Below are 22,829 nucleotides of genomic sequence, written 5' to 3'. Positions count from 1 at the left end.
CCATGCGCTGAGGATTCATACATCGAGAGTTGTGCCGACTTTTGCTCATGGGCACCATGGCAAGAACAAGAACAAGAACAAGAACAAGAACAAGAACAACAAGGAGCGCATTTTATGTCACAAGCCACTACTCACCGCTCCCAATTGGAAAACCCGGATGCTTGCCGCCTGGAGCATCATTGGCGGCGCCGAACGAGCCCTTGCCGCGCAGCTTGATTACAGCGATGTACATAACTACTGGCCTAGCGTCGACTTTTGTGAGCCGGACTGGGATGAGGAGGTCAAGCATTGGGCTTCCTGCCTGACCTCCTACGACGATCCTTCTGAGTTCAATATCTGTTCTTGGCTAGGAAGCCCTCCCCGGCCCGGGTTGGTTTTCAAGGTCTAGAAGCGAACGAGGAGTAGATATCCGGGAGTATGCGTTTAGCGCTACAACCAGATGGGACGTAGGGGCTTCGTGTGAGCGACGATGTAAGCGTCGTGCCTTTAGTGAACTTCGCTTAACAGGGCCAAGGTAACGGTGAGCCAATTTTCAGCCCGACAGCGGCGCGATGAGTCTTCAGCGCAGCCCAAACCCCATCCGCTTCAGCTCCTCAACCAGCTCCTCTCGCCCATGCAGGCTCGAGACACTGCGAAGCCGATTGACCACTTGCTCCGACCAGCCGGAAGCCGTCATGCCCTCACGCTGGTAGAAGGCGCCCAGGCGCTCATCGTATACAGCCACCGCTTCCACATCTGCCGCTACCGAGTAGGTCTCGCGGTGAAGCACTGCGCCTTGGGGGAGCCGTGGTTTTACCTGAGCTGGTCGCTCGGTAGATGGATATCCTACGCAGAGACCGAAAACTGGATAGACCTGCGGAGGCAGACCAAGCTCCTTGGCCACGCCTTCAATGTCGTTTCGGATGGCGCCGATGTACACGCTCCCAAGTCCCAGAGACTCCAGAGCAACCACGGCGTTCTGAGCGGCTAAGGCGGCGTCAATCGTACCGAGCAACAGGCTCTCCAAGTAAGGCACTGCTTCGAGCTCTACACCCTGCTGCTCAGCAACGCGGGTGACCCTAGACAGGTCGGCAAGCCATACAAAGAACAGAGGCGCCTGCCCGATGTAGGCCTGGTTTCCTGCCAGTGCCGAGAGGCGCGCTTTCCGATCGCTGTCCTGAACAGCGACAACGCTCCAGAACTGCAGGTTTGAAGAGGTGGAGGCGGACTGCGCCGCGGCGACCAGGGTCTCGATGGTGCCGTCAGGCAGTGGCTGATCAATGAAAGCACGGACGCTGCGATGGTCGAGCAACTGATCGATCGTCTCGTTCCAGGGCATGAGGGGTGAGATGTCCGCGGCGCCGTAGCGGGAAGCCAGTTTTGATTGTGCGTTGACTGTCATTCGAGATCTCCAAATAGAGCCCGAGGCTACCAAATCGCCGGCAGTGCTACACGCTTCCCGCGCGAAGTTTCATATACCATGGGGCCCACGCAGTCCCACAAAGGCATGTTTCGATTGTCAGCAAAACCGCTTACTGCCCGCGAGGCCTATCAGGTGCTTCGCGACATCGCTTTGGGCGTTCGCACCATGCGCTGCTTGGGTGAAAAGTCATGGACTGAGATGTACGGCGGCATGATGCCTGTTAAAGAAGTGTAGCGCACGGTCTCAATCGGTTATCCCAAGCTCTATCCTGGTTCCTGCCGCAGCTAGGTTGATCAGGAGTAGCACATCATCAGCGGTTGCCTGACCTCGGGGGCCATGTGCTTGGTGATCTCTTCGATCACCCATGCAGCGCATGGCCACAGTGCCTGCACAGCGAGCAGTACGGCAAAGACAAGGAAAGCCCTCAACAAATAGTCGTGGGCGAGCTTGATATGGCTCACCTTGGCGTTGTTCCCCGGGTAATTATCAATCACTTTGAGAGCGATGTTCTTCGCGAGGCTGGCTACAGGCTGCGATGTGCTCCAGGACTGAGAGATATCGTTGGCTCCAACTGTGTTCGCTGCACTCACTCGAAGCACGCAGAACGCGCAATAGCCGGCGCGTAGGACGTAGATCACCGCAAGAGCGAATACGGTGAGCGATATGGCTCCCAGGACTTTATTGGTCTTGTCGCTCCACAGACTTGGTAGCAAGGAAGCCAGCACGGGTATAAGCGCGGTCACTGCCGCCAGGTACACACCTGCTTTGGTGTCAGCGCCCTTGCGCCGCTCCTGCTCCGCATCGTACATACGGCGAGCTTCATCAAGTGCGACTTCGCTTTCCGCATCCCAGTCACCATTACTGACCGATGCCTTCCACCCGTCGCGCATCTGGTTGTTTGCTGCAATTTGAGCAGGTGTAAGAGGCACCAGCGTCGGCCAGAGTATTTCCCTATCAAACCAAGCCATTTTTGATGCTCTCCAGTTCATCAACAATTGCAGCAGCAATCGGGTATCCAGTCTGATTCTCAATCCAAGCCCACTGCCCGTTGGGGTTGATTTCTAAAAACCAGAGCTTTCCACCTCGATCACACACCAGATCGATAGCCCCGTACCTTAGATTCATCCGTCGAACGAGTTCCCGGCATTGTTCGGCTACCTCATCGGACAGGCTAATTGCTTCATGCTTCAAATCAGGATGACTACCTTTGCGCCAATCAACCTCCGTATCGTCCTTTTCCTGAGACCAGATAGCCGTTGTGAAAACCTGTGAACCCACTACCGTTACGCGGACATCGTATTTTTTGAGCACCTCAGCTTGAATGATCAGGGGAGCAAGGCCGAGGGCGGGTTCATCGTCAGCGGTCAAAGGCTGCAGCCGTGATGTGAACATCACCTTTTCCAGCGCACCCGGCAAAACCGCTTGGCGCAAGGGCTTCCCAATTGCACGGCCCCCTGCTGTCAGGGGCTCAGCCGACTTCAGTCGGTTAGTGATGGTTGTGTTGGGGATGTTGAAACCAAGCTGGTGGGCAACGATGAGCTGTCGAGGCTTGTCTTCAGCAAGAAAGATCCGGGTAGGGTCGCTGAACCATCTCCCTTCCAAACGGAAATAAAGGCTTTTAAGGAAGCTGCTCCATTCCGCTTCAATGTATGCACGCTGGCCTTGATCCTCGACAAGTGCCGCCGCTTGGGGAGCACCTGGACGACGAAAGTATGCGGCCGTCACATCCCGCCCGGAGATCTCTCGCCCCTCGAACTCAATAGACCAGTCGTCTATGGCGATGCAACCCATAGAGCTTCGGGATTGCGGGAGTAATTCGGTATTTAGCCTGAAGTAAGGCAAACTCCGTTTCTGAAGCTCCGCTACCACGAAGTCCATTGTGATATCGCGGCGATTTGTCACCAACAAAAACATGACGACGTGCCTCAGTCTAGGTAGAAACGTTGGTCTAGGCCGAACAGCGGATCTCCTGGATCATCGTTTTCGAGCTCAGCTTCAGTCTTGGTCATTAGCTCTAGCATGGCGTAGCCGCTACCCGGATCGTCTTCTTCTACCACTGTGTCGGTCTTGGTCACTAACTGAAGCAGGTGTGATCCGCGCCCATTGTTGCTCAGGTCATCATCACTCTCTGGAGTAGCGGACGTCTTGGTCAACGTCTCAAGCGTGACGAAGGAGTCATCGTCCTCTTCGGTGTTTACTTTGGTCTTGGTGAGAAGCTCATCGAGCGCACCGCGAGTGATGATGGGTTTGACTCCATCGATTGTCTCCACCACCCACATGTCGTGGAGTGGAGAGTAATAACCTGGCAGGTTATCCGAGCCTGTTCTGGGTACAGCGGTTTTTGCGAGCAAAGGAACGACGCTCTTTGCTTGATCTGTCGTGAAAGTGGGCATCCAGCTGAACTCCTGTATAGCGATTGGCCAACATATCATGACAGGCGTCTCAACAAGCTATCTTCAGCATCCGGAGAACCCCAGTCTTGAGATGGGTCAAGACTGCAGTGACCGCGAGTCTGGCTCAAAAAACGAATGACCAGCTATCCACCCTTAACAGACAGGGCCATCTGTACGTACTCAGCAAGTCGGCTGCTTCTGCAGCGGGCCACGCAAAAACTGCATAAGCAGCAATCGCTGCTACAGAGTGAGGTTCCAAGCGTCATTCATCACCTGCGGAAAAGTAGGCAGTCTTTCGCTCAGGCGTGACGTTCGGCAACAGATCTTCGACGAGCGAGAACTTAGCACTGAAAACCCCGTTGACCATGGCGAGTTCGGACGGCCTGATTCCCGCCCAGAAGAGCACAAGATCCTTATCCCCAGTGCAAAGCAGAATCTTCTCATCCGGGAACGCTGCGAACAGGTGCATCAGCACTTCAAGCGATCGGAGGTCGGCCAGGGCGTTGTAGGCGTCCTCAACCGTATATTTCCTTACGTTAAACTTGAGCAACCCTTTGGCCGGACTCTTACCGTTTGGGACACATACAGTGCTCAAGGCAGCCAGCACGACAAGTGATCGTACTGGGACTTCACATGCTTTCGCGGTGGCCAACACTTCATCCCAGACCTCATTGACGCGTCGCGCGGCTATCGGAGCCCGCAGTTTCGGCGCTAAACGCGTCAGGAATTCCTGCTTGCGCGCCATGCCCGCCTCGCTGTCGCGAATGAGGCCTCTTACCCCCTCAAGACCATCCCGCCCGTTCGGTACTATCTGAGCCAATGGCAATGCAGCGTTAATAATTTTAGTTGCGACCTCGAACTGGTGTTCTATGCTCGCATCGTCGGGATTTCTCTTGAGATTGCCTTCAAGCATATACAACAGAGGATTGATTCGAACCTTGCGCCCAATGAGGAAATCAAGGAAGTCCTTATCCTCCAATTTTGTTTTCTCCCCAGCACGAAATCTTCCGGCCAACTCGCTGAAGACGCATCTGTCAGGGAGCACAATCATCGAATCACTGAACGCGATGCCGGAAGGTAGCCAGCCATCTCGCACCAAGCCAAGTGCCTTGGACGAGTACGGGCTATCCAAGACTGCGCTGACCGACACCTGGGTCTCTTGGGTCTCTAATGAAAGGTCTAGCAAATTGCTCTCAACGACCCTAGCATTCGCCAGGCGCAATGGCATGACTAGGGGAGTACCCAGCGTATGCCCTATAAGATCTGCATACCCCAAGCCACGGAACTCAATATCAGCAAATGTCGCACTACGTCCAGTCGCAACTCCGCTCTCATCGACTTCTTGGTAGATAATGACCCGCTCGCCCACTTCATCGGGGGCCACCAGTTCTTTTGACAGCTCATCAGAGTTCAAGCTTACTGGGGTCATTTTGCTCCGTTGCCATCGAGGCATTCTGAAAAAGCGTACGACGAATCTTTCTCCAAAAAGCCGTGCCAGCGTCTGGTCATAAGAACGCGCTGACCGAGGCCCGGATCAGCAATCGAGAGGCTTGTGATAGACGATTGCCACATCCTCACACAGCGTCTCATCCGCCATCCGGATGGGTGAAACTTTCGCCCGTTCGACAATCACAGTCGCAAATCCGGGGAGTTCAGGCACATCGCCATCGCCGAAATGCGGATGGCAGAGAACACCATTAGGATTCAACAGCGCCCGCATTTTCAGAGCTCGGGTCGCTCGCTGAGCCTTCTCACAGTGAAGCCCTTCAACTTGAGCGCCCTCCTCCATGTGATAGTCAAAGGGGTCGAAGAAAATGAAGTCGTAGTTCCCTGCGATGTGACAGCGGTTCCAGTCACCGCAAAACGGTTGCACTGAAGGATGGCGCTGGGAGAAAGCTAGCAGGTCTTGGTAGATGGTGGTCTCTATTTCAAAAATGGCGTGACGCTCAGGTTTGAGGTACTGCTGGATCAACGTAGCGGAGATTCCTAAGCCAAACCCTATCTCAAGTACAGTGCGAGGATTGAGGTATCCAAGCCTGGAAAAAAGCATTTCAAAGTACGCTTCTTCAGTACGTGACATAACTACCTGACCGTTCCAGACAAGGACATCGCTGTTTTTTTCGTCAAACTGCAGCTCCAACGAACTCACAGGCACCTCGTCGAAAGTTCTCACCGCTGTAGTAGGTTGAGTCTGAGTGACATGTTCGTGCGCACCCTTGTCGTGCCTGTCTGAAGAGACCTCTGCGCATTCAGGTTTGGCAGGTCGGTTATTATCTCGATACCAGACCAGGACGAGTTGGGAGTCGCCTACCGGCGCCTCTATGAACCCGGCATGCTCAGCCGCCTTGCGTGACGCCAAGTTGGACTTACGCATGTGCGCGTAGATGACATCGTATTGGCTGTTCTGACAGCAATACTGGTAAGCGCTCCGGCCAATCTGTCGCCCTTGGCTTGGTCGGTTGAGGAAGACATGGAACGACGCGTGGCGGCCTCGAACCTCGTCCTTCACCAGATTAATGTATGCGATGCCCGCCCGCTTGCCTTTAACCGAGATGACCCAAGCTTCTCCCCCAGGCCCTCCGCCGCGCTCGCGGCTTCCCGGGGTGCGCGTAAACTCCAGATCTTCCGGCAATACCGGGCCGAGTCTAGACTTTGCTTTCACCGAAGGGGGCTTAGGAGTCGTCCGCGCTGTTACCTTGGATCTTGGAGTACTCACTGATCGCCCCACGGCTGCTCTCCCAGACCAATCAGAAGCCGATCACAGCTCTCAGCCCAGAATTCCGCGGGGAAAAACCCAGGGGAAAACGCGATAACGATATCAACGAGTCGTTCGGCCAGGCCGTGCCGGTGTAACGCTTTGGTCAGTGCATCGATGCTGCTCAGAATCTGCGGCAGCGCATCATTTAGCGGGCCGGGATGATCAATGTGATCGCTATCTCCATCGTACCGGTTGCAGAAGTAATCCATGTCCACGTGAAGAAGAATGGGAGCGCAAGTTTTCGACAGGCCTTCAAGCCATAAATCAAGGTCATGGGTAAATCGGTACCGACCATTCCCAGTCCCCTGATCATCAGCGATGAGTGAAACAGCGGGACGCAAAGCGGACGGGTCAAGCAAGGTATCAGCCACCGACTCCAGTATGATCTGCGAGTCGATAGTTCGAGTGCATTTGGGCCCTTGGCAGAGCTGTCGCACCTCGGTGTCGGGATGCCTGTGCAGAAAGGGTGTCAGGAAACTTCCCATGCCCAGTGCTCCACTCATGATGGCATCTGTTACTGAATGCGGCACATGCAGGTCGACAGGTCGGCAACCGATGGGATCAAACCAGCCATCCGGACGGTTGAAGAAGCGAGGCGCATCCAAGTCTTTATGATCATCGACGTGGAGGACGACGATATCTTCATGATGAGGGGTTCGCGCTAGCCACTCGCTCCAGCTTTGCAAAGTCCACGTATCGTTGAGCGCCAACAACAACTTTCCTCTACGCTTACGAGCCTTGGCCATGTCCTGATATTGAACATCTGCGCCCCACCATGCCAGCCCTTCATCGAGTCGAGGATCGACATAGCGGTAGGGGTCATCAGACCAACTCAAAGCCAGTGCCCACTGCCCATCAATACAGTTTGCTTGCGCGTCCTTGTCACAAAAGTAATCGCGAAGCTGGGCATGCCTCTGACGCAGATCAGCCGACAGGCTGGACAGCGGGACGGTAAGCTGCGAACTCATCAGTTGTTATCCCCTCTGTGGATGCAATGCGCAACACCTTTACCAGGTGCTGCCCGACTTCGGTCAACGGGCATTCCTTCAAGGTCTCGAATGCTTGCTCAAGGTGCAGGTCGGTGTCCGCGATTTGATTGATGGCTCGTGAATTCATCTCGGCAGGGCCATATTCACGGACGTGGAGCCAAAAACGCCTCAGCTCGACGAATACGAAAACCGCATGCAGCAAGCCTGAGGGCGGCCGCAAGTCTTCGCGCCAAGGAGAGACGACCTGCGCACTAGTGTGCTCTACGGTGGCGGCATATCGCTCAAGCAGGTAAAGCTTTTGATGTCGGTGTTCATGGATCACGGAGTCCGCTAGATCGTAGGGATCAATCAGTCGATCACCCTGAGAAATCGACACGTACAAGGCCCCTGGAACAGAATTGTCGCTGAAGGAAACGATCTTGCGTGGGTCTGCACTCGGATCACGGATGAACTGGATAGCACTGCAGGCAAGCTGCATTTCAGCAGCAAGCTCCGGACGCCATGCCTTTACGATGTTCAGCGCTTGGCGAACCAGCCCCCTGCCCTTTGCCGCGAGCCCCTCATCCTCGAAACAGATGGAGGTGCCGAATGGTGCCCTCAGCCACAAGTCATCCTCTGCGACCAAAAATCCATCGCAATCGTGCTGCGCTTCGTCGTTAAGAATTCTGGCCAAGTAGTCGGAAACCGCTGTGATGGGCTGTCCATCGACAGCCAACAACGCATGCCCCCTACTTTGAGCTAAGGCAGCACCTGCCCAGGCGATTGCACCAGGCTGCTGCGCCTTTAGTGCGAATGAAGCATCGTCCAATGAGCGCAATTGCATCGCCCTCGGATCGTCGGGATATAGATCCAATGCTTTATGCAGGCCGTGTACCGCATCAACATCGGCGCCTGCACACAGCCACTGGAGATGGACTGCCGAGGTCTCGGCTAATTCAAACTCAGCCAGGTCAAAGGTTTCTGGAAGCGGTATCTGCTCCTCCCCCTGCCAGCCCTCGTTCAAGTGCACGTTCAAGCGTTCGGTGATGTGAGCTACCAACCGCTTCATCTCATTGCAGTACACGGTAGGATTGACGAAACCCTCTTGGTTGAACCGGTGAGGAAGAGAGCCACCACCGCAGATGTCGACGATCCCACAAGATTGACATGCTTCTGACAACCCTTCTTTGCGCAGGTAGCGCCGGTGCTGCTCGATGGCCTGTGATTGAGCCACCTCAGCGATCGGTGTATCCAGGACAGAGCCGATCAGTCGGGTAGCGCCATCCTGTGTGACCTTCAAGACGTCAAGGTCGTGATAAGTACCGTCAGTTTCGATGGACAACAGGCTCACGTCACCGAAGCCAAACGCATCCGTCCCGGAAGGCAGTCCCGCACAGACATCCAGCAGTGCCTCGAAGGTGCGCAGGGGGATGTGTGGGTACTCGTCGAACCAAACATCAAAGGCGTTCACAAGCCACTGCTCGTACAAACCCGGATCCTGATTTCTGCCCGGTGGTGGCCGAAGCCAGTGGGCATCTGGAAGCAGAAAATCGAGCCGCGGGATCTTGAACTGGTCGAAATAGCTGAAGAGTTCGCTGGCGCTGGTGGAGGTGTCAACGACCGCGATCACGCCGGCAAAGACAGAGGGGTAATTTTGCAAGCGAATGAGCGCCTGCTGGGTTTGCTCAAAGCTTGAACGCCCCTTCCGGGTCAAACGGTGTTTGTCATTCGCGATTTTTGGCCCATCCAAGCTCAGTGAGACACCAATGTCTGCTGCAGCCAAGATCTGGAGTGCCTCGTCAGTCAGCAGCAACCCGTTAGTTTGCAGACTGACGTCAACAAGAATGGGGCACGTCGAGCGCAGAAGTATCGCGAAGTCCGCCAGCGTTTGTACCCCTGCCAGCAGCGGCTCCCCGCCATGCAAAATGACCGCGCATTGTTTGAGATCCGTTTGCGTCACGTATTGCGCAAGCTGCCGAGCAAAAGCTTCACGATGCTCGGCAGAGAGAAATTTGGGCATGGAGCGCCAACTCTGATCTGCATGATGGTAGACGTAGCAGTAGTCGCAATCGAGATTGCAGCGCGATGCCACCTTTACCAAAAACGACGAGATTTTAGCGGCGTCCATGCGGGCACCTCACGAACGGTTGTGACGGTGGTGCATACGGTCATAGCTGGTAATGACCTGGCCTACATCCGACTCGGTCAGCACGCGCGAGCGCAAGCGCTGGATAGCCGGATTGGTGCTTTGACCTTTGGACAAGCGTTGGCGGATGGCCGAGGGGGCCGGCTGTTCGACTTTGGCAACTGCTGATGACATGACCTACTCCTTGCATGTTGAAGTGCCATCACAATCACAGAAACAAATGAAAATTTCAATAAATGGATCCATTTTGTAACAAATGGACATTTTGATGGTTAGGCGCGTTAATTTAGATGCGGTATCGAAGATTTTACGAACAGATAGCCGCAATATCACCTGCAGAATAGCGTTCCGCGTTTGTCGCAAGGTCAGCAGGGCTGAGCGCGGCATGCGCTGGATCTTCATGATCACCCCGTCAGGCCCCTCACATAAGCACTCGACTGGGCAGCTTTTCGAAGATGCACGAGGCAACGTGCAACAACTTTGGTTTGGTGAGCAAGCCCATGAGCTCGTATGGCCATTGAGCCTCAATCCCGCCAGGCCTTCGTCGATCGGGCTTGGATGTCATTCGAGATGACCGGATAGAGAGCGAGGCTGCCAAGCGCCCGTGGCGCGGCATGCCGCCTCAAGGAAGTTTCGTTACCATCCACGCCAGGCCGCCCCACACAGGTACGTTTAGTTTGTCAGCAAAAGCGCTTACCGTTCGCGAGGCCTACCAAGTGCTTCGCGACATCGGCTTGGGCGTTAGCGTCATGCGCCGTTTGGGTGAGAAACCGTGGACTGAAATGTACAGTGGCATGACGAGCGTCGAAACCGATGGCTGGGTCATCACGTTCTACAACGATTGCGAAACTCTGGATTACTGCGATAGCTGCTATTGCCCAGACGGTCGTGCGTACACCTTCGACTCATCGCAGCAGTTTGGTACTGATCCGGTTGAGCTGTTGAGCACATGGGAGCACGCGGAGTTGGAAAAGCTGCTAAAGGTCTCATAGCGAAAACTTGCGCCACAGCCGTAGCATCTTTGAGCAGAACCATGATGCAGAGGCATCGTCAGAGGCTGGGAAGGGAGACTTACGGCGTGAGATATGCAGCTTGGCGGGGGGCTGTGAGAGGTGCAGCTACCACGTAGGGAGACGTTCAATTACCGGCGCGGAAGGGAGCGCATGTGCTTGCACACGGTCTCCCATTGCCCAAACCGGAACCGGTCATACTGGCGAACCAGGACAACTTTTCCATCATTCATGGCGTTTTCTCCATCTGATCTCAGCGGGCCGCTGACAGCCTTTACACGACATATGCAAAGCGCGCTTATGCATGACAGGCAGGATGGAGAGTCCTAGGTGGTAGCTGCAGGCCTAATGCTATCAGCGCGCGTTCGCTAGGGCCAGTCCCTTGGGTAAACACGTATCGCTGTCAGGCCATCATTTTGTCGAAATGGGCCTCAAAATTGGTTTTTACGAAAACCTCTCTGAACCGTTGTATGAACGCGTGTGGATCAATTTCGCCGAAGTCCGTTAAATTGATGGAGTCGGCATGGGACTCTCGGTTTACATACCTATAGAGGGCCCGGAACTGAGGGTTCTCGTCACTGAGCTCCATTAATGCCCTGCGCAAGCTCTCCTTCTGATGTACGAAGGTGAAGTAATGCTCAAGGATGTTACGCATGACGTTGGGAATGACGCTGGCTGAAGCTGAGCCATTCAAGGCGTCCTTGAGTGTGTGCCAGCAGGCTTGGTAATCATTCTGGATTTCGTTTTCACCCATAGGCACCACGGTGCTGTAGTGGGCCTTGCAAATGCGGAAAAGGGCCAGAGAGTCTTCCTTGTCCTCTTTTAACAGCTTGTGCATCTCATGGAAGAAGAACAAATTGTGGGTCAGGATGACTACTTGCTTGAAACGAGTCCTCGGGTGCAGCACCAGGCGGCGAATCAAGGAAGCAATGTCGTAGACGTAGTTATGTGACAGGCTCGAAATAGGGTCGTCAATAACGATAATGCGCTCACCTTTCAGCGTACCTCCTTGGGCATTCAGCTCACCGTTACACACCTCCAGGAAGTACAGGAATGAAATCAGGGTTTTTTCCCCTTCACTCAGTGTCCTGAACACGCCATCGTTCACCGCCTCACGCTGAAGGCGGTATCGGGGAACCGCGCCCTCCTCCTTGACCAACTCGAACCCTTTCAACCCAAGGATCTTGAGCCATTGGTTAATGCTTTCCACGGACTGATCTACGTTCGTGGTCGCGGCGCGCGATGCGGCAATTAAATTTCGCTGAACGGCGATCTCAGCCCTCATTTGCACGACGCCGTCCTTGGCCTGCTGCCTTTTTTTCGATAGCTGCTGGTCTTCTGTCTCGAACGCCGCTAACTGGGGTTCGCAAGCATTTTTTAGCCAAACCCAAAAACGGTCTTTGATGCTATCCAGGTGTGTTTGCTTGTTCTTGACCTTGGCGTTGAACTCATCAATCTTATGCTGCTCAACGGCAATAGAGTCATTCAAAGACTTGAGCAGGGCTGCGCTAGAGTCCAGAGATACGGCAGTTGTAGGGTTAGAAACCTTCGTCGCTAAGATTTGAAGGTTCCTTTGCAGAAGCGCCCGCAGATTTACGGCATGGATTTGGATCGCCTCTATTTCATAGGTTGGCCCATTGCACTGGCGGAGAAGCTGTTCGACAGCACCTTGGTACCTCTGCTGTAGGGCGTTCAATGCAGCCAGGCGTTTCTCATAGGTCACGTCAAAGACCTTGCGCACTTCCCCGTAAAAGTCCTGAGGTAGCGACTGCTGGCACAGGGGGCACTGGTCTTTCGCATGTGACTCAAATTTGAGTGCGTGTTTCACCCAATCTGAGTTACCAAATTCCTGTATCAGAGCCGAAAGGTAGGAATCTCCGCTACCTGAAATTACCTCTACTAAGATCAGGTCTGCTTCAATTTCACCGCCTGTAAATTTTATCGAAGGTATAGCCGGGAGCACGGCATCACTTGCTCCGTGAAGGGCTGCAGCCTCAGCACGTAGAGCGTCAGGCGTATCCGTCGTGGGCGCTAATGCCACCTGTGCGACTGCTTCAAGCACTCGTTCCTTAGTATTAAGGCGATTGAAGCAGTAGGCGAGTGGGCTGTTGTCAAAAGGAGTCTTGTGCTTCCAGATACTGTCTTTAAGCTTATCTTTGGCTAGCTCCTGAGCTGCCTTAGCCTCTTTGCCTGCCATCATGTGAGCATCGAGGGTACCGGTAAGTAAGTTGATAGCCGCTTCGGCGTCAGCTATGGCTTTCTCCGCTTCAATATTTCCCTCGTTCAGTGTGAATACACCTGGTTGAGAGGCTTCCTCGTGGAAATTTTTCTCCATGAAGCTGTGGTTGTAAACGAGGATTTCCCGCTCTTTGACCGGTTCGAGCTGGCACTCACTGAACTTCGTATCCGCCGGCGCTTGTAGATAGTTACCGATCGTTGTTTTGCCGGTACCGTTCTGACCGTAAAATACGCTGACCCGCTTCAGGGGTCCAACGCTCACCACGGAGGTGGGGGAATAACTAGACACGTTACGAAGTAAAATTCTGTTTATCACGGGCTTTCCTTAGCGGGGGATGCATACCACCGGAGTGTAATTCCAGACTGGTTGGTTGCACAGTGCCACCAGTCAAATGTGGCCCAGCTCATTTGTCCCCTTCACGCGCTGTTCCTGGCCCTGGATTCGATAATTAGCTGCGCAAACTGAGCCAAATCCCGCACGGGCCCCCTACCCGACCTGTCCAAATGGAATCCCAGCATCCCCACTGCCCTGGGCCCATCTTGATCGCACTTCAGCGAATCGCCCACCATCGCGATCTGGTCATGCTGATCGCCGAACAGGTGCCCAGGCGTCACCTGTAATGAATAGGGCTCAGCTGATAAACTTTGAGGCGCTAGAGTTTTTGCTGCAACCAGCTATATCCGAAGGGCAGCATCGGAGCCTCCCTGCAATCGCGCTTCGAGTTGATGGTCAAGGCATGACTGTCAATGAAGGGCGAGCTGCAGTGATGCGCCTGGCCACTGCAATTGCCTGGCGTGAGGGTGCGAAAGTAGAGATCGTCATGTGGGGTGGTGGTAGCCATCCACATCGAGTAGGCATGCTTCGCAACAATGCCTTTACCGAGTTTTTTTCTGACGAGAATCTCCACTCCCCTCAAAGCGATGAAGCCCGCAAAGCAATGGCCTACTATCGCGAAGGGCTGTCACTCAGCAATCCCTTCTACTCGTTTCTCGGATTCTACAAAGCGTTTGCCCGCTCTTTACCTATTGGCCGAGAACGAGGGCCGTGGATCCAGCAAGCCCTCCCGGTATTAACGGACAGAGACTCAATTGCCCGTCGTGATGAGTTGCAGGCTCTTGCCACCGACATTTCCAACTACCTAGCAACACAAGGCCGCCATGCTATCGCCCATGCCGAACGCGACGATATCGTAGATCCTGATGACCCGGATGATCACCAGCGAATTCACATGGACAAGCCACTGATGAGACATCTTGCTGAGCTCGCTATGGAGGAGCGTCTTGAGGTGCCAGCACGATGGGAATTTGAACGGGAGCACCTGTATGAGCTCGAAGGATTTCGTACTCTGTTTGACCAGGAGCAGTTGGACAGCCTGAAGCGGGGTGAGCTCGCTCCGAACCGGCAATGCGAAATTCCTGATGAGTTTTACGTACTCGCACGCAAAGGAAAGTCATGCGCTCCCCTTGGAAATATGCGCCTTGTATCCGCTGGCATGGATGACGGGAAGGTAGGTGTTTGTCTGGAGTCGGCCAACGGTCGAGTGGCGTTTATTTTCTGGATGGATTTCAGAAACGAGCGTCTCCTAATAGATCCTCTAGCGGGCTGTGGCTTACTAAATGAGCGGCGTGATAGCAGAAGTGACATACAGTCGGAGCTGTCTCTGCAGGAGTTTAAATTCGCCTTGTACTGCAATGCGTCGGTGGAAATCTGGGCTTCAAACCTGCAGCAGCGCTTGGGTAAATCAGAGCCTTTCATACTAGAGAATGCCATGCCAGACTTGGCGGGCCACCGGCGGATCATAGACGAGCTCAAAGCCATCTTGGAGAGAATGCCCCCTGAAGAGGGCTAACGTTCCGTGGAAGCGGCAAAGCTAAGCCTCTCTTGTCGGATGGGCTATCAAGGTCGTCAAGATTGGTGAAAAAAACCTTAAAGTCGTAGTCAACCCAAATCAAACGGCCAATGCTGATCATGCCCTCTGAGGCAGCACCAGATGATGAAGATTAGTGCAAGCAATAAATCTGACCTGAGGCACGACTCTCACCCCGGAAAGGTAAACCAAGGCCCCTCCTCATTCGCCGACGAGCTTGACATGAATTGGCATAAGAGGCCGGAATATCGCCTAATGCTCTTTAATATCAATACCAAGGTTGAATCTGGTGATGCTACCGACAATGTGCGAAGATTAATCTGCAGGGCTGGTTTCCACGATTCCACTGCTATGACCAGCCATATGCAGACTCATGAAAGCCAATAATACTTTATATGTAGGGAAGCATGACATTATATTGAGCTCACTATCGCCTCAGTCTTGTTGAAGACTCCGGTGTATTTGACAACCCTTTCAAACTTGTTCCGCGCACTCCTGTGTCGATGTCTCCCGTGACTCATAAATTATGTGGCGAATGGTTCCAGGATACTCACCAGATCGACTATCGAAGCAGAGCTATATTTTGTACAGGGGATATCAAGCAGGCGAAGACATATCTATCCTCTGAAAATGTTCTGATTGAAGTATGGCCGTTAGGATCATATCGACTCTGTTTCAGTGAGCGAATTAGAGATTTATTCGAACATCTGAAATGCGTTTTTTTCCAAGGAGACTCTAATTCTTCGGAGGAAGTACGCATGGAGCTTGATAGTTTAGACTATCAGTCTTATATCGATGGGGGACTTCATATCGCCGAGAACTCAGGGTGCGAAGTCATGATTATTGCCGACTCTTACGGCTATAGATTCGTGAAGGATTACTCATAATATGGGACAAGTAACTGAATGCCCGCTTCGGATTTTTTTGGCCCGCATGGATCTGTTGGTGATTGGCGACTTCCATTTCGATTCAATTCTGACAGGCGGCGGCACTAACATTACCGCAAAGTATCGCAACGGCGATGTCTTAGCAGTAGCGAAATTCTTCTTCATGGGGCCAAGCCCCGTTGCGCATAAAAAACTCAGGAATGAGATTGACCTTCAGATGCGGGGGTGGGAGCTAACCAAGGTCACGCCCGAGATCTACCGAGAGTTCCATTCGACAGACGGCTTTGTCAGAAGCTATCTCATGGAGCATATCACGGGAGTAACGTTTACAGATGCGATCCCTGAAGCTGGCTATTCAACCACATTGGAAGTGGCTGCAGCTTTCTTTCGAGTCTGCTGGGCATACCACCACACGTTCATGGGAGTTGTACATGGAGACCTCCATCCCGGAAATATAATATTTGAATCCGGTTTAGAAGACTGGCTGACCCGAAGACCAGAATTTCCCGAAGTTAGAATTCTCGATTTAGGAGCATCAATCTCACCGTACGACTTCGGATATCCCGAGTCCTTGAAGAAGACATGTGGGATGACTTTCACAGGCGGTACGCAGGTTCATTCTATAGCCTCGCCCCCGAGTTTTTGACTGCTGATTATTACAAAAGCATTGCTCATGCGGGCGTATTTGACAGCTGGGGACTTGGTCTGCTCCTACATAAAATGGCAACTGGAAAGCTCCTTCAAATTGCTGATTCACTTGGGGAATATGTAGAGCTAATCCACTCCGGCAGTCTGCAACACCAGCTTGATCGTCAGATTGATGAAAACTGCCAAGACTACCATCTTGACTTTTTAATCAAGGCTATGCTGAGAGTAAAAACCGGTGATCGAATGCCTTTGCATGTTGCTACTTCATATGCAGGCCTACTCTACAACAATGATCCGTGCTTATTAGACAAGAGACATTCAGATCTTGAAGATTTTGTTAGGCAGGGGTGTGATCCTGAAGCAGGACTGCCGCCCCACGAACGGTCAAACTCTCCCTACTGAGGGCTGGCTGCCGCAGGCTTGAAATTAACTACTAATAAATTTGGATAATATGCGCCAAAACTACTCGCGTATATTTGCCCGGCGCATTCGTCCAACCTACACTAAATACTCAACATTGGATCTTGGTAGCAGCCTCCAACACGCAAGTGAAGCGCGTAGGTCGACTGGCGAAGACGGGGGCTGGATATCGATTAACAACAGCGACCTGTGTCCGAAAGGGCATTTTCTCAATAGCCCCTCTCCCCAAAAGCTCTATCTGGCCAAGGCCTCACCAACTGTACAAGCGGAGCGCGCATGCCAAGACGGCGGAAGGCGTGAAGCTGGAAGCCCGGAGGGCCGAGACCGGAGGAACTCGGTTTACGACAGCTGGCCCTGGAAGGGCGCGCACAACACGTATGCAGGGTGCTCGAGTAGTCAGACTTCCCAAGCCTCCCCTGTTTCTTCGCGGATGTCGACATCACTCGTTAGGCACATTGCGGATATTTTACAATCAATTCTTTGCCTTCACCACTAACGACGTTATTGAGATAGCTGCTCGCCAGCTTTTGACGACCGGCTTATCGGTACGACGAATTTCACCACACACGTTGGTGCCCAAAGAGAATCCAAAATGCAGCAACTGCATCATAAGCAATCAGTCCAGCAACGACAAAGACTGCAGTAGCTCATATAGCCCCTCCGGCCCCAGTACGCCTTCACGGTTTAAACTTGCGCTGTCCCGCCAGACGGCGCGGAAGGTTTCGCCGTCGCTTTCTCGCCCTTCCAACCAAGGCTTTTCATACAGGGTGGAGTCTTCAAATTCAGCGTCGTAAACCTGTACAACTTCGTGCCCTGGCTCACCTAAATATGTGAATATACTTTCCAAAGTACCCAACAGGCGAGGATTTGCGATCGGCAGGTTGAGCTCCTCGCGGATTTCCCTGGTAATGGCATCAATGCTCTTCTCACCGAACTCAACACCACCGCCTAGCGGGCGGAACAGCAACTGACGCTTCATCGGGTCGTGAAACGGATTGACTAAAATCTTGCCCCGGTGGTTAAAAACACAAATTGCAAGGTGTCGTATACGGGGTTCTGACATGGTTCGACGGCTCAGATGTGATGGGCGGGGTATCTTAAGCGCTCATGGCCTACAGCGTAACCGGCATCTTGGGTCGTTAACCGTCACTATGGCGATAACCTTTCCACAGAAGTCATACCGCCGCACTTGCGTTCGATCTGTAACACTAGGCAAAAGCTAATGCCATCAGCACCAGACGCACTATTGACGCTCCGGCGAGGTAACAATGCCGTGTAGCCCAGTCCGCCCTGAATAGAGCTGATCACCCAGCAGTGGCTCGGCCATTAACCGAAGCATTTTATGCATTATGCGAGGAGAAAGCTTGAGAATAGGCATCCCGATGGACAACCCGGCGCGACCACTCGTACCCGATGCGGTAAAATCTAGGCGGATGTCCCATCAGCTTCATAGTGAGTTTTCAATGACCAACTGTGCGAATTCATCGAGCTGATGGATTCCCCCGTTACTGCTTCGATCTAGATGAAATCCCAATATCCCCGTCGCTCTAGGGCCATCCCTGTCACACCTGGGCGAATCCCCAACCATCAATACACGCCCTACTCCGTCCCTGAAAAGGTGTCCTGCTCGAACTCAAACACCCAGGAGCGGGGCTCACCGTTGAACAGATGTAGTGGTCAACTGATCCCGGACATGACGTTAAGGTTTTTCTCGTACTGAGCGGGCGACAATCCATCATTGAACTGGTGTGCCCGAATCCAGTTGTTATGCGTAGCCTCTTTCACCAACGCTGCATCGGCGAATCTTCTACGGCCAACATTTGATTGTGAGAGGTTTCATAAATGAAGCGCCTCAACCATCGCAGCAAGCAGCAGGCAGACGCTAACCACAGCGGTAAGCCGTAATCGCATCGGAAGGTACCAGGCAGGCAAGCTTATAACCCGCAAGAGCAGTCTGTCCTGCCAGAAGTGGACAACAAAGCCGATGACCAACAGCAAGCAACCCAATGGCATTGGCAGTAACGTGGCAATCCAGGCAATAAGTGCAGGAATGACACTCCAGATGAACCGGCCGCTGCGCTGCTCGGCTTTCATGTCTTGCGCGGTCATGGCGAAGCCCCAGTGCAAGGCGCCGACGAAGCTCAGGATGACGGCTCCATAGTTAACAAGCGCAATCGCAAACAGCGGCCGATAGTCGCTAGAGAACGGGATCAGCAGCGCCAGAGAAATAAACGGCAAAAGGCCGCCATAACCCAGCAGGCTGACGTGCTTTGGCAGAGAGGTTGAAGGCAATGCGTTCATTTGTATTTGTATTCCTTGCAGTGAGCGACACTCAAGACTGTAGGCTCAAAAGCCACGTTTGAGCGAGATATTGATGGCAGTTGGGCCGCATGACCTAAGACCTAAGACCTAAGACCTGAGCTGTTTCAAATCCCCGCCTTTTTACCCGGTCTTCAGGGTAACCCCATATCGTGATTGAGCCGATGGGCAAATTGAACGAGATCCTGCATCGGCCCCCTGCCCGGCTGAGGCCTTCCGAAAGCGCGCAGCCTATTGCTATGTTAAATAATGTTATATAAAAATTAACTTAACATTATCTGATCGTTGGCAGATCATCTCTCCAACACCCATGACGCCATGACAAAAATACAATGCAGGACGGGAACGAAGATCCCCGTATTGAGACCCGGCGACGTTGCGCCATGCTGCCCTCGCTCTGAGAATTAGCCAACTGATCAATCTCCTGCAAGCATTGAAGCGCAGGACCTCCTAAAACAAAAACAATAGGACAAAACCATGCATAGACTCATTTCACGTCCCACGGTCGGGCTGTTGTTTTCTCTGGCCTTACTCGGCTCTGCCGTCAGTGCCGCGCCCTTACCCGCCGCGACCGAGGGCGACTGGGTTGCACCGCAGTTCACCTTCCATACCAGTGAAAAACTCGCCAACCTCAAACTGCACTACATCACCCTTGGCAATCCCAAGAACCCCGCCATCCTCTTCCTGCACGGCACCTATCGGCCAGGCAGCGATATGCTGAGCAAGGATTTTGGCGGTGAGCTGTTCGGGCCTGGTCAGCCGCTGGATGCCAGCAAGTACTACATCATTTCCACCGATGGCATCGGCGTGGGCCAGTCCAGCAAACCATCAGATGGCTTGCGTACCCGGTTTCCGGCGTACAACTACAATGACATGGTTCAAGCCCAGTATCGGTTGGTCACCGAAGGTCTGGGTATCAAGCACCTGAGGCTGATCATCGGTAACTCCATGGGCGGCATGCAAACCTGGATGTGGGGCCAGAACTGGCCGCAGATGATGGATGCGCTGGTGCCCATGGCGTCTCAACCCACCGAAATGTCATCCCGCAACTGGATGATGCGCCGCTTGCTGGTCGAGTCGATCAAGCAAGACCCGGCCTGGAACAACGGTAACTACAGCGCCCAACCGCCCTCCCTACGCTTGGCCAACGCGATGTTCAGCGTCGCTACCAGTGGCGGTACCCTGGCATATCAGGCGACTGCCCCGACCCGCGCCCAGGCTGACAAGCTGGTGGATGAACGCCTCAGCGCTCCGCAAACCGGCGACGCCAATGACTTCATCTACCAATGGCAATCTTCTGCCGACTTCAACGCAGCCCCCGGTCTGAAGAAAATCCAGGCGCCGGTGCTGGCCATCAATTCGGCGGACGATGAGCGCATCCCGCCGGAAACTGGCCTGATGGAGGCGTCGATGAAAGAGCTCAAGCACGCACGGCTATTACTTATCCCCGCCAGCGCCGACACCCGTGGTCACGGCACCACGAGCATGGCGAAGTTCTATAGCAAGGAACTCGGGCAGTTCATGCGCGAGACTGAAAAGGCGAAATAAACCCACCCGCTCACCCGGCCAAACGTTTTCAACAAGACGGCTTCAGCTCAAAAGTCCGCCACCTTGCCCCAGGCGGACGTTTGAAAGCGGTCCGGATGATAAGGACGCGGATCAACAATGGGGCTCACACCGCTGACAATATCGGCAATAAGATGACCCGCGCCCGGGCCAATACCAAAGCCATGCCCGCTGAACCCGGCCGCGATCACCAACCCCGGCAGGCTGGCCATTTCGCCAATACCGGGAACGCCGTCCGGCGTACTGTCCACGTAACCGGCCCACGACGCCTTGATCGACGTACCCTGCAGTGCCGGCACCAATTCCACCGCGCGTTTGTAAGTCAGCGCAACCGCGGAGGCGTCAGCGCTTGGGTCGAGAATGCGCATTCTCTCCATCGGCGTGGGCTGGTCCAGGCGCCAGCGCTTCAAGCTTTCGTGGCCTGCTTGCCAGCCTTCCAGCCCCCCAGGCGCAAGGTTGCGCCAGCGGCGCTGAAACATTGGCAGGAATTGTGTAGAGAACCTCAGCAACTGCGGCGTGATATCGACTCGCCCCCGGCCACTGATCGCTAGCGTGTAACTGCCATCAAAGCGGCGGGTCATGGATGCGCCGGTGGTATGCAGCGCACTGGGAATTTCCTGGCTCGGGGCGGTGACCGAAAGTACGGTCTGACGAATCGTCGCTTGCGGGAAGCGAATACCATACTGGCGGCAGAACGAAGATGCCCAGGCGCCTGCGGCAAGCACCGCGAGCCGGGTGCGGATGGTGCCTTTTTCGGTGACCACTGCCGACAAGCGACCACCTTCGGTCTCGACGCCTCGCACGGCGCAGTCCTGATGAACGCTACTGCCCAGTGCCATGATCGCGCGCGCGACTGCGGGAGCTGCGCGGGAAGGGTCGGCAATGCCATCGGTGGGCGCAAACACCCCGCCTTTCCAAGGCTTGCCCGTCGCCCTGCCCCGTTTGGCGGCCTGCTCGGCGGTGAGCATCTGGGTCTGCACGTTGACGGTACGCGCAAACTCGCCCCAGCGCGCCCACCCTTCCAGCTCCTGGTCGTTGTTACTCAGGTAGAGCAAGCCGCAACGTGTAAAGCCGGTCTGTTCACCGGATTGCTCGGCGAATTGCTCCCACAGTTCCAGGCTTTTGGTGGCCATCGGTAATTCACGCGCATCGCGATTCTGTTGGCGGCACCAGCCCCAGTTACGGCTTGACTGCTCGGCGCCTATGCGGCCCTTTTCAACCAGCGCGACCTTCATGCCGCGCCTGGCAAGGTAATAGGCGGTAAACGCGCCGATGATACCGCCGCCGATCACAACCACATCGGCCTGCGCCGGCAGATCTGCAGAGGTATGCACGGGAGTTAAAGGTGCTGGCATGTTCTGGTTATCCACCTGAGTTCAGAAGAGTGACGTGTTGCTAGAGCCCGATCCGGCCTGCCCACCGATACGGCGCCAACCACTGTGGTGTGTACCGGGCATCTGGCCATAAAGGGCTTATTACAGCACCGTGAGGCCGTCAATAAGCGCTTAAACGCAGGGCTACATGGTAGAAACCACCGTTTAAACGGCACGCCTCGGCAGACTTTATCGAGGCGCCGGGTATGCCCCACGGGGCGAGCTGGAGGATCGACCCTTCCTCGCCCTGCCCCTCACATCAAAAAAACGGACCTTTTCAACGCAAAGGCGTCCAACCTGGGTATCGCTACCACCCTCATAAGCCCTCGACCCAGGACAACCCATGACCTTCTTCATTTTCCTTCTAGCCTGCTGCGCCGCCGGAGCAACCGGCATCATCTTCAAGCCGGGAGCCTGGTACGAATCTCTTGAAAAACCGAGCTTCACGCCGCCTGACTGGGCGTTTCCGGTGGCGTGGACGACGATTTATCTGCTTCTCGCCTGGGCAGGCTATCGCCTGACGCTGATCCCCGGCAGCGAGGTCGTGCTGGCCCTGTGGGCGGCTCAAATTGCCCTGAATACGTTGTGGACGCCGGTATTTTTTGGTGCGAACCGCCTGGTTGCTGCGATGGTGATTCTGGTTCTGCTGTGGGTCGTGGTTGCCGCGATGATCGTAATGGCCTTGCAGCTGGACATCATCACCGGGCTGATTTTGTTCCCCTATCTGGTCTGGCTCTCGGTGGCAGCGGCGCTGAACTTCTCCATTCTGCGCCATAACCGATAAGTACCTGGCGCTGACCGCCTTATGCGTTCCCGAAGAATATGAGCGGAAT

General features: G+C 54.3%; 20 protein-coding genes and 2 pseudogenes. 8 read left to right on the top strand and 14 right to left on the bottom strand.

The window, feature by feature from the left end; genetic code table 11:
• Positions 1–31: 31 nt before the first annotated feature.
• Entirely contained in the window at positions 32–388 is a 357-nt protein-coding gene (locus QRN50_RS14170) for a hypothetical protein (protein ID WP_096127084.1), read from the top strand.
• A gap of 171 nt (positions 389–559) precedes the next feature.
• Here the strand turns inward: QRN50_RS14170 and QRN50_RS14165 are convergent, their stop codons facing one another.
• Entirely contained in the window at positions 560–1,381 is an 822-nt protein-coding gene (locus tag QRN50_RS14165) for an NADPH-dependent oxidoreductase (RefSeq protein WP_011267863.1), read from the bottom strand.
• Between the two features lie 114 nt (positions 1,382–1,495).
• Between QRN50_RS14165 and QRN50_RS25885 the strand changes: the two are divergent.
• Positions 1,496–1,627 (top strand): annotated as a pseudogene (locus QRN50_RS25885) (DUF7693 family protein); the annotation flags it as partial.
• Positions 1,628–1,695: 68 nt separating this feature from the next.
• On the opposite strand, the gene QRN50_RS14160 reads toward QRN50_RS25885, so the two are convergent.
• The 8 genes from QRN50_RS14160 to yhhA form a co-directional block, all read right to left on the bottom strand.
• Positions 1,696–2,370: a hypothetical protein gene (locus tag QRN50_RS14160; protein ID WP_011267861.1), complete on the bottom strand. Its 675-nt coding sequence runs from the start codon at positions 2,368–2,370 to the stop codon at positions 1,696–1,698.
• A complete protein-coding gene (locus QRN50_RS14155; protein ID WP_011267860.1) occupies positions 2,357–3,316 on the bottom strand; it encodes an MvdC/MvdD family ATP grasp protein in 960 nt (319 codons plus the stop codon). Before QRN50_RS14155 ends, QRN50_RS14160 begins: the two co-directional genes overlap by 14 nt.
• A gap of 11 nt (positions 3,317–3,327) precedes the next feature.
• Positions 3,328–3,795, bottom strand: coding sequence for a hypothetical protein (locus QRN50_RS14150; RefSeq protein WP_011267859.1), 468 nt, complete (start codon positions 3,793–3,795; stop codon positions 3,328–3,330).
• A gap of 262 nt (positions 3,796–4,057) precedes the next feature.
• Complete coding sequence (locus tag QRN50_RS14145) at positions 4,058–5,224, bottom strand: hypothetical protein (protein ID WP_192873893.1); 1,167 nt, start codon at positions 5,222–5,224, stop codon at positions 4,058–4,060.
• A gap of 105 nt (positions 5,225–5,329) precedes the next feature.
• Positions 5,330–6,427, bottom strand: a complete 1,098-nt coding sequence (locus QRN50_RS14140) for a GNAT family N-acetyltransferase (protein WP_258373771.1) — start codon at positions 6,425–6,427, stop codon at positions 5,330–5,332.
• 80 nt (positions 6,428–6,507) lie between these two features.
• On the bottom strand, positions 6,508–7,521 hold the full coding sequence (locus QRN50_RS14135; protein ID WP_164920481.1) for a hypothetical protein: 1,014 nt from the start codon (positions 7,519–7,521) through the stop codon (positions 6,508–6,510).
• A complete protein-coding gene (yhhB, locus tag QRN50_RS14130) occupies positions 7,478–9,649 on the bottom strand; it encodes a cyclophane-forming radical SAM/SPASM peptide maturase YhhB (RefSeq protein ID WP_096127082.1) in 2,172 nt (723 codons plus the stop codon). The genes QRN50_RS14135 and yhhB overlap by 44 nt, the downstream gene beginning before the upstream one ends.
• Before the next feature lie 9 nt (positions 9,650–9,658).
• On the bottom strand, positions 9,659–9,841 hold the full coding sequence (yhhA, locus tag QRN50_RS14125; RefSeq protein ID WP_096127081.1) for a YhhA family cyclophane-containing RiPP: 183 nt from the start codon (positions 9,839–9,841) through the stop codon (positions 9,659–9,661).
• A 503-nt stretch (positions 9,842–10,344) separates the two neighbouring features.
• Here yhhA and QRN50_RS14120 point away from each other — a divergent pair.
• Complete coding sequence (locus QRN50_RS14120) at positions 10,345–10,659, top strand: DUF7693 family protein (protein WP_164920560.1); 315 nt, start codon at positions 10,345–10,347, stop codon at positions 10,657–10,659.
• Positions 10,660–11,080: 421 nt separating this feature from the next.
• Here QRN50_RS14120 and QRN50_RS14115 read toward each other — a convergent pair whose 3' ends face one another.
• Both QRN50_RS14115 and QRN50_RS25745 read right to left on the bottom strand, forming a co-directional pair.
• A complete protein-coding gene (locus QRN50_RS14115) occupies positions 11,081–13,231 on the bottom strand; it encodes an AAA family ATPase (RefSeq protein ID WP_164920480.1) in 2,151 nt (716 codons plus the stop codon).
• Positions 13,232–13,332: 101 nt separating this feature from the next.
• A pseudogene (locus tag QRN50_RS25745) lies at positions 13,333–13,539 on the bottom strand (HAD family hydrolase); the annotation flags it as partial.
• Positions 13,540–13,652: 113 nt separating this feature from the next.
• On the opposite strand from QRN50_RS25745, the gene mauJ reads away from it, so the two are divergent.
• The 3 genes from mauJ (at position 13,653) to QRN50_RS14100 (ending at position 16,720) form a co-directional block, all read left to right on the top strand.
• Positions 13,653–14,765 (top strand): methylamine utilization protein MauJ, encoded by a 1,113-nt coding sequence (mauJ, locus tag QRN50_RS14110; protein WP_181426694.1) that lies wholly within the window; start codon positions 13,653–13,655, stop codon positions 14,763–14,765.
• 906 nt (positions 14,766–15,671) lie between these two features.
• On the top strand, positions 15,672–16,316 hold the full coding sequence (locus tag QRN50_RS14105; protein WP_096127078.1) for an AarF/UbiB family protein: 645 nt from the start codon (positions 15,672–15,674) through the stop codon (positions 16,314–16,316).
• Positions 16,313–16,720 carry a hypothetical protein gene (locus QRN50_RS14100; protein WP_011267850.1) on the top strand — a complete coding sequence of 136 codons (408 nt, stop codon included), beginning with the start codon at positions 16,313–16,315 and terminating at the stop codon, positions 16,718–16,720. Before QRN50_RS14105 ends, QRN50_RS14100 begins: the two co-directional genes overlap by 4 nt.
• 634 nt (positions 16,721–17,354) lie before the next feature.
• Here the strand turns inward: QRN50_RS14100 and QRN50_RS14095 are convergent.
• Positions 17,355–17,801 carry an NUDIX hydrolase gene (locus QRN50_RS14095; RefSeq protein WP_096127077.1) on the bottom strand — a complete coding sequence of 149 codons (447 nt, stop codon included), beginning with the start codon at positions 17,799–17,801 and terminating at the stop codon, positions 17,355–17,357.
• A 773-nt stretch (positions 17,802–18,574) separates the two neighbouring features.
• A complete protein-coding gene (locus QRN50_RS14090; protein ID WP_011267848.1) occupies positions 18,575–19,039 on the bottom strand; it encodes a DUF3429 domain-containing protein in 465 nt (154 codons plus the stop codon).
• A gap of 495 nt (positions 19,040–19,534) precedes the next feature.
• Here QRN50_RS14090 and QRN50_RS14085 point away from each other — a divergent pair, with 495 nt between their 5' ends.
• The gene (locus QRN50_RS14085; RefSeq protein WP_058822429.1) at positions 19,535–20,605 is read left to right on the top strand and encodes an alpha/beta fold hydrolase; all 1,071 of its coding nucleotides are present in this window, start codon (positions 19,535–19,537) and stop codon (positions 20,603–20,605) included.
• Positions 20,606–20,652: 47 nt separating this feature from the next.
• Here the strand turns inward: QRN50_RS14085 and QRN50_RS14080 are convergent, their stop codons facing one another.
• Entirely contained in the window at positions 20,653–21,978 is a 1,326-nt protein-coding gene (locus QRN50_RS14080) for an NAD(P)/FAD-dependent oxidoreductase (RefSeq protein ID WP_096127076.1), read from the bottom strand.
• Positions 21,979–22,339: 361 nt separating this feature from the next.
• Between QRN50_RS14080 and tspO the strand changes: the two genes are divergently transcribed.
• Positions 22,340–22,780 (top strand): tryptophan-rich sensory protein TspO, encoded by a 441-nt coding sequence (gene tspO / locus QRN50_RS14075; protein WP_011267845.1) that lies wholly within the window; start codon positions 22,340–22,342, stop codon positions 22,778–22,780.
• Positions 22,781–22,829 lie beyond the last annotated feature (49 nt).

It is taken from the genome of Pseudomonas sp. MEJ108 (assembly GCF_030208985.1).
In the GTDB taxonomy this organism is placed as follows: Bacteria; Pseudomonadota; Gammaproteobacteria; order Pseudomonadales; family Pseudomonadaceae; genus Aquipseudomonas; species Aquipseudomonas fragariae.
The sequence above is the reverse complement of the archived record's forward strand: the minus strand, read 5'-3'. Positions and strand labels throughout refer to the sequence as shown.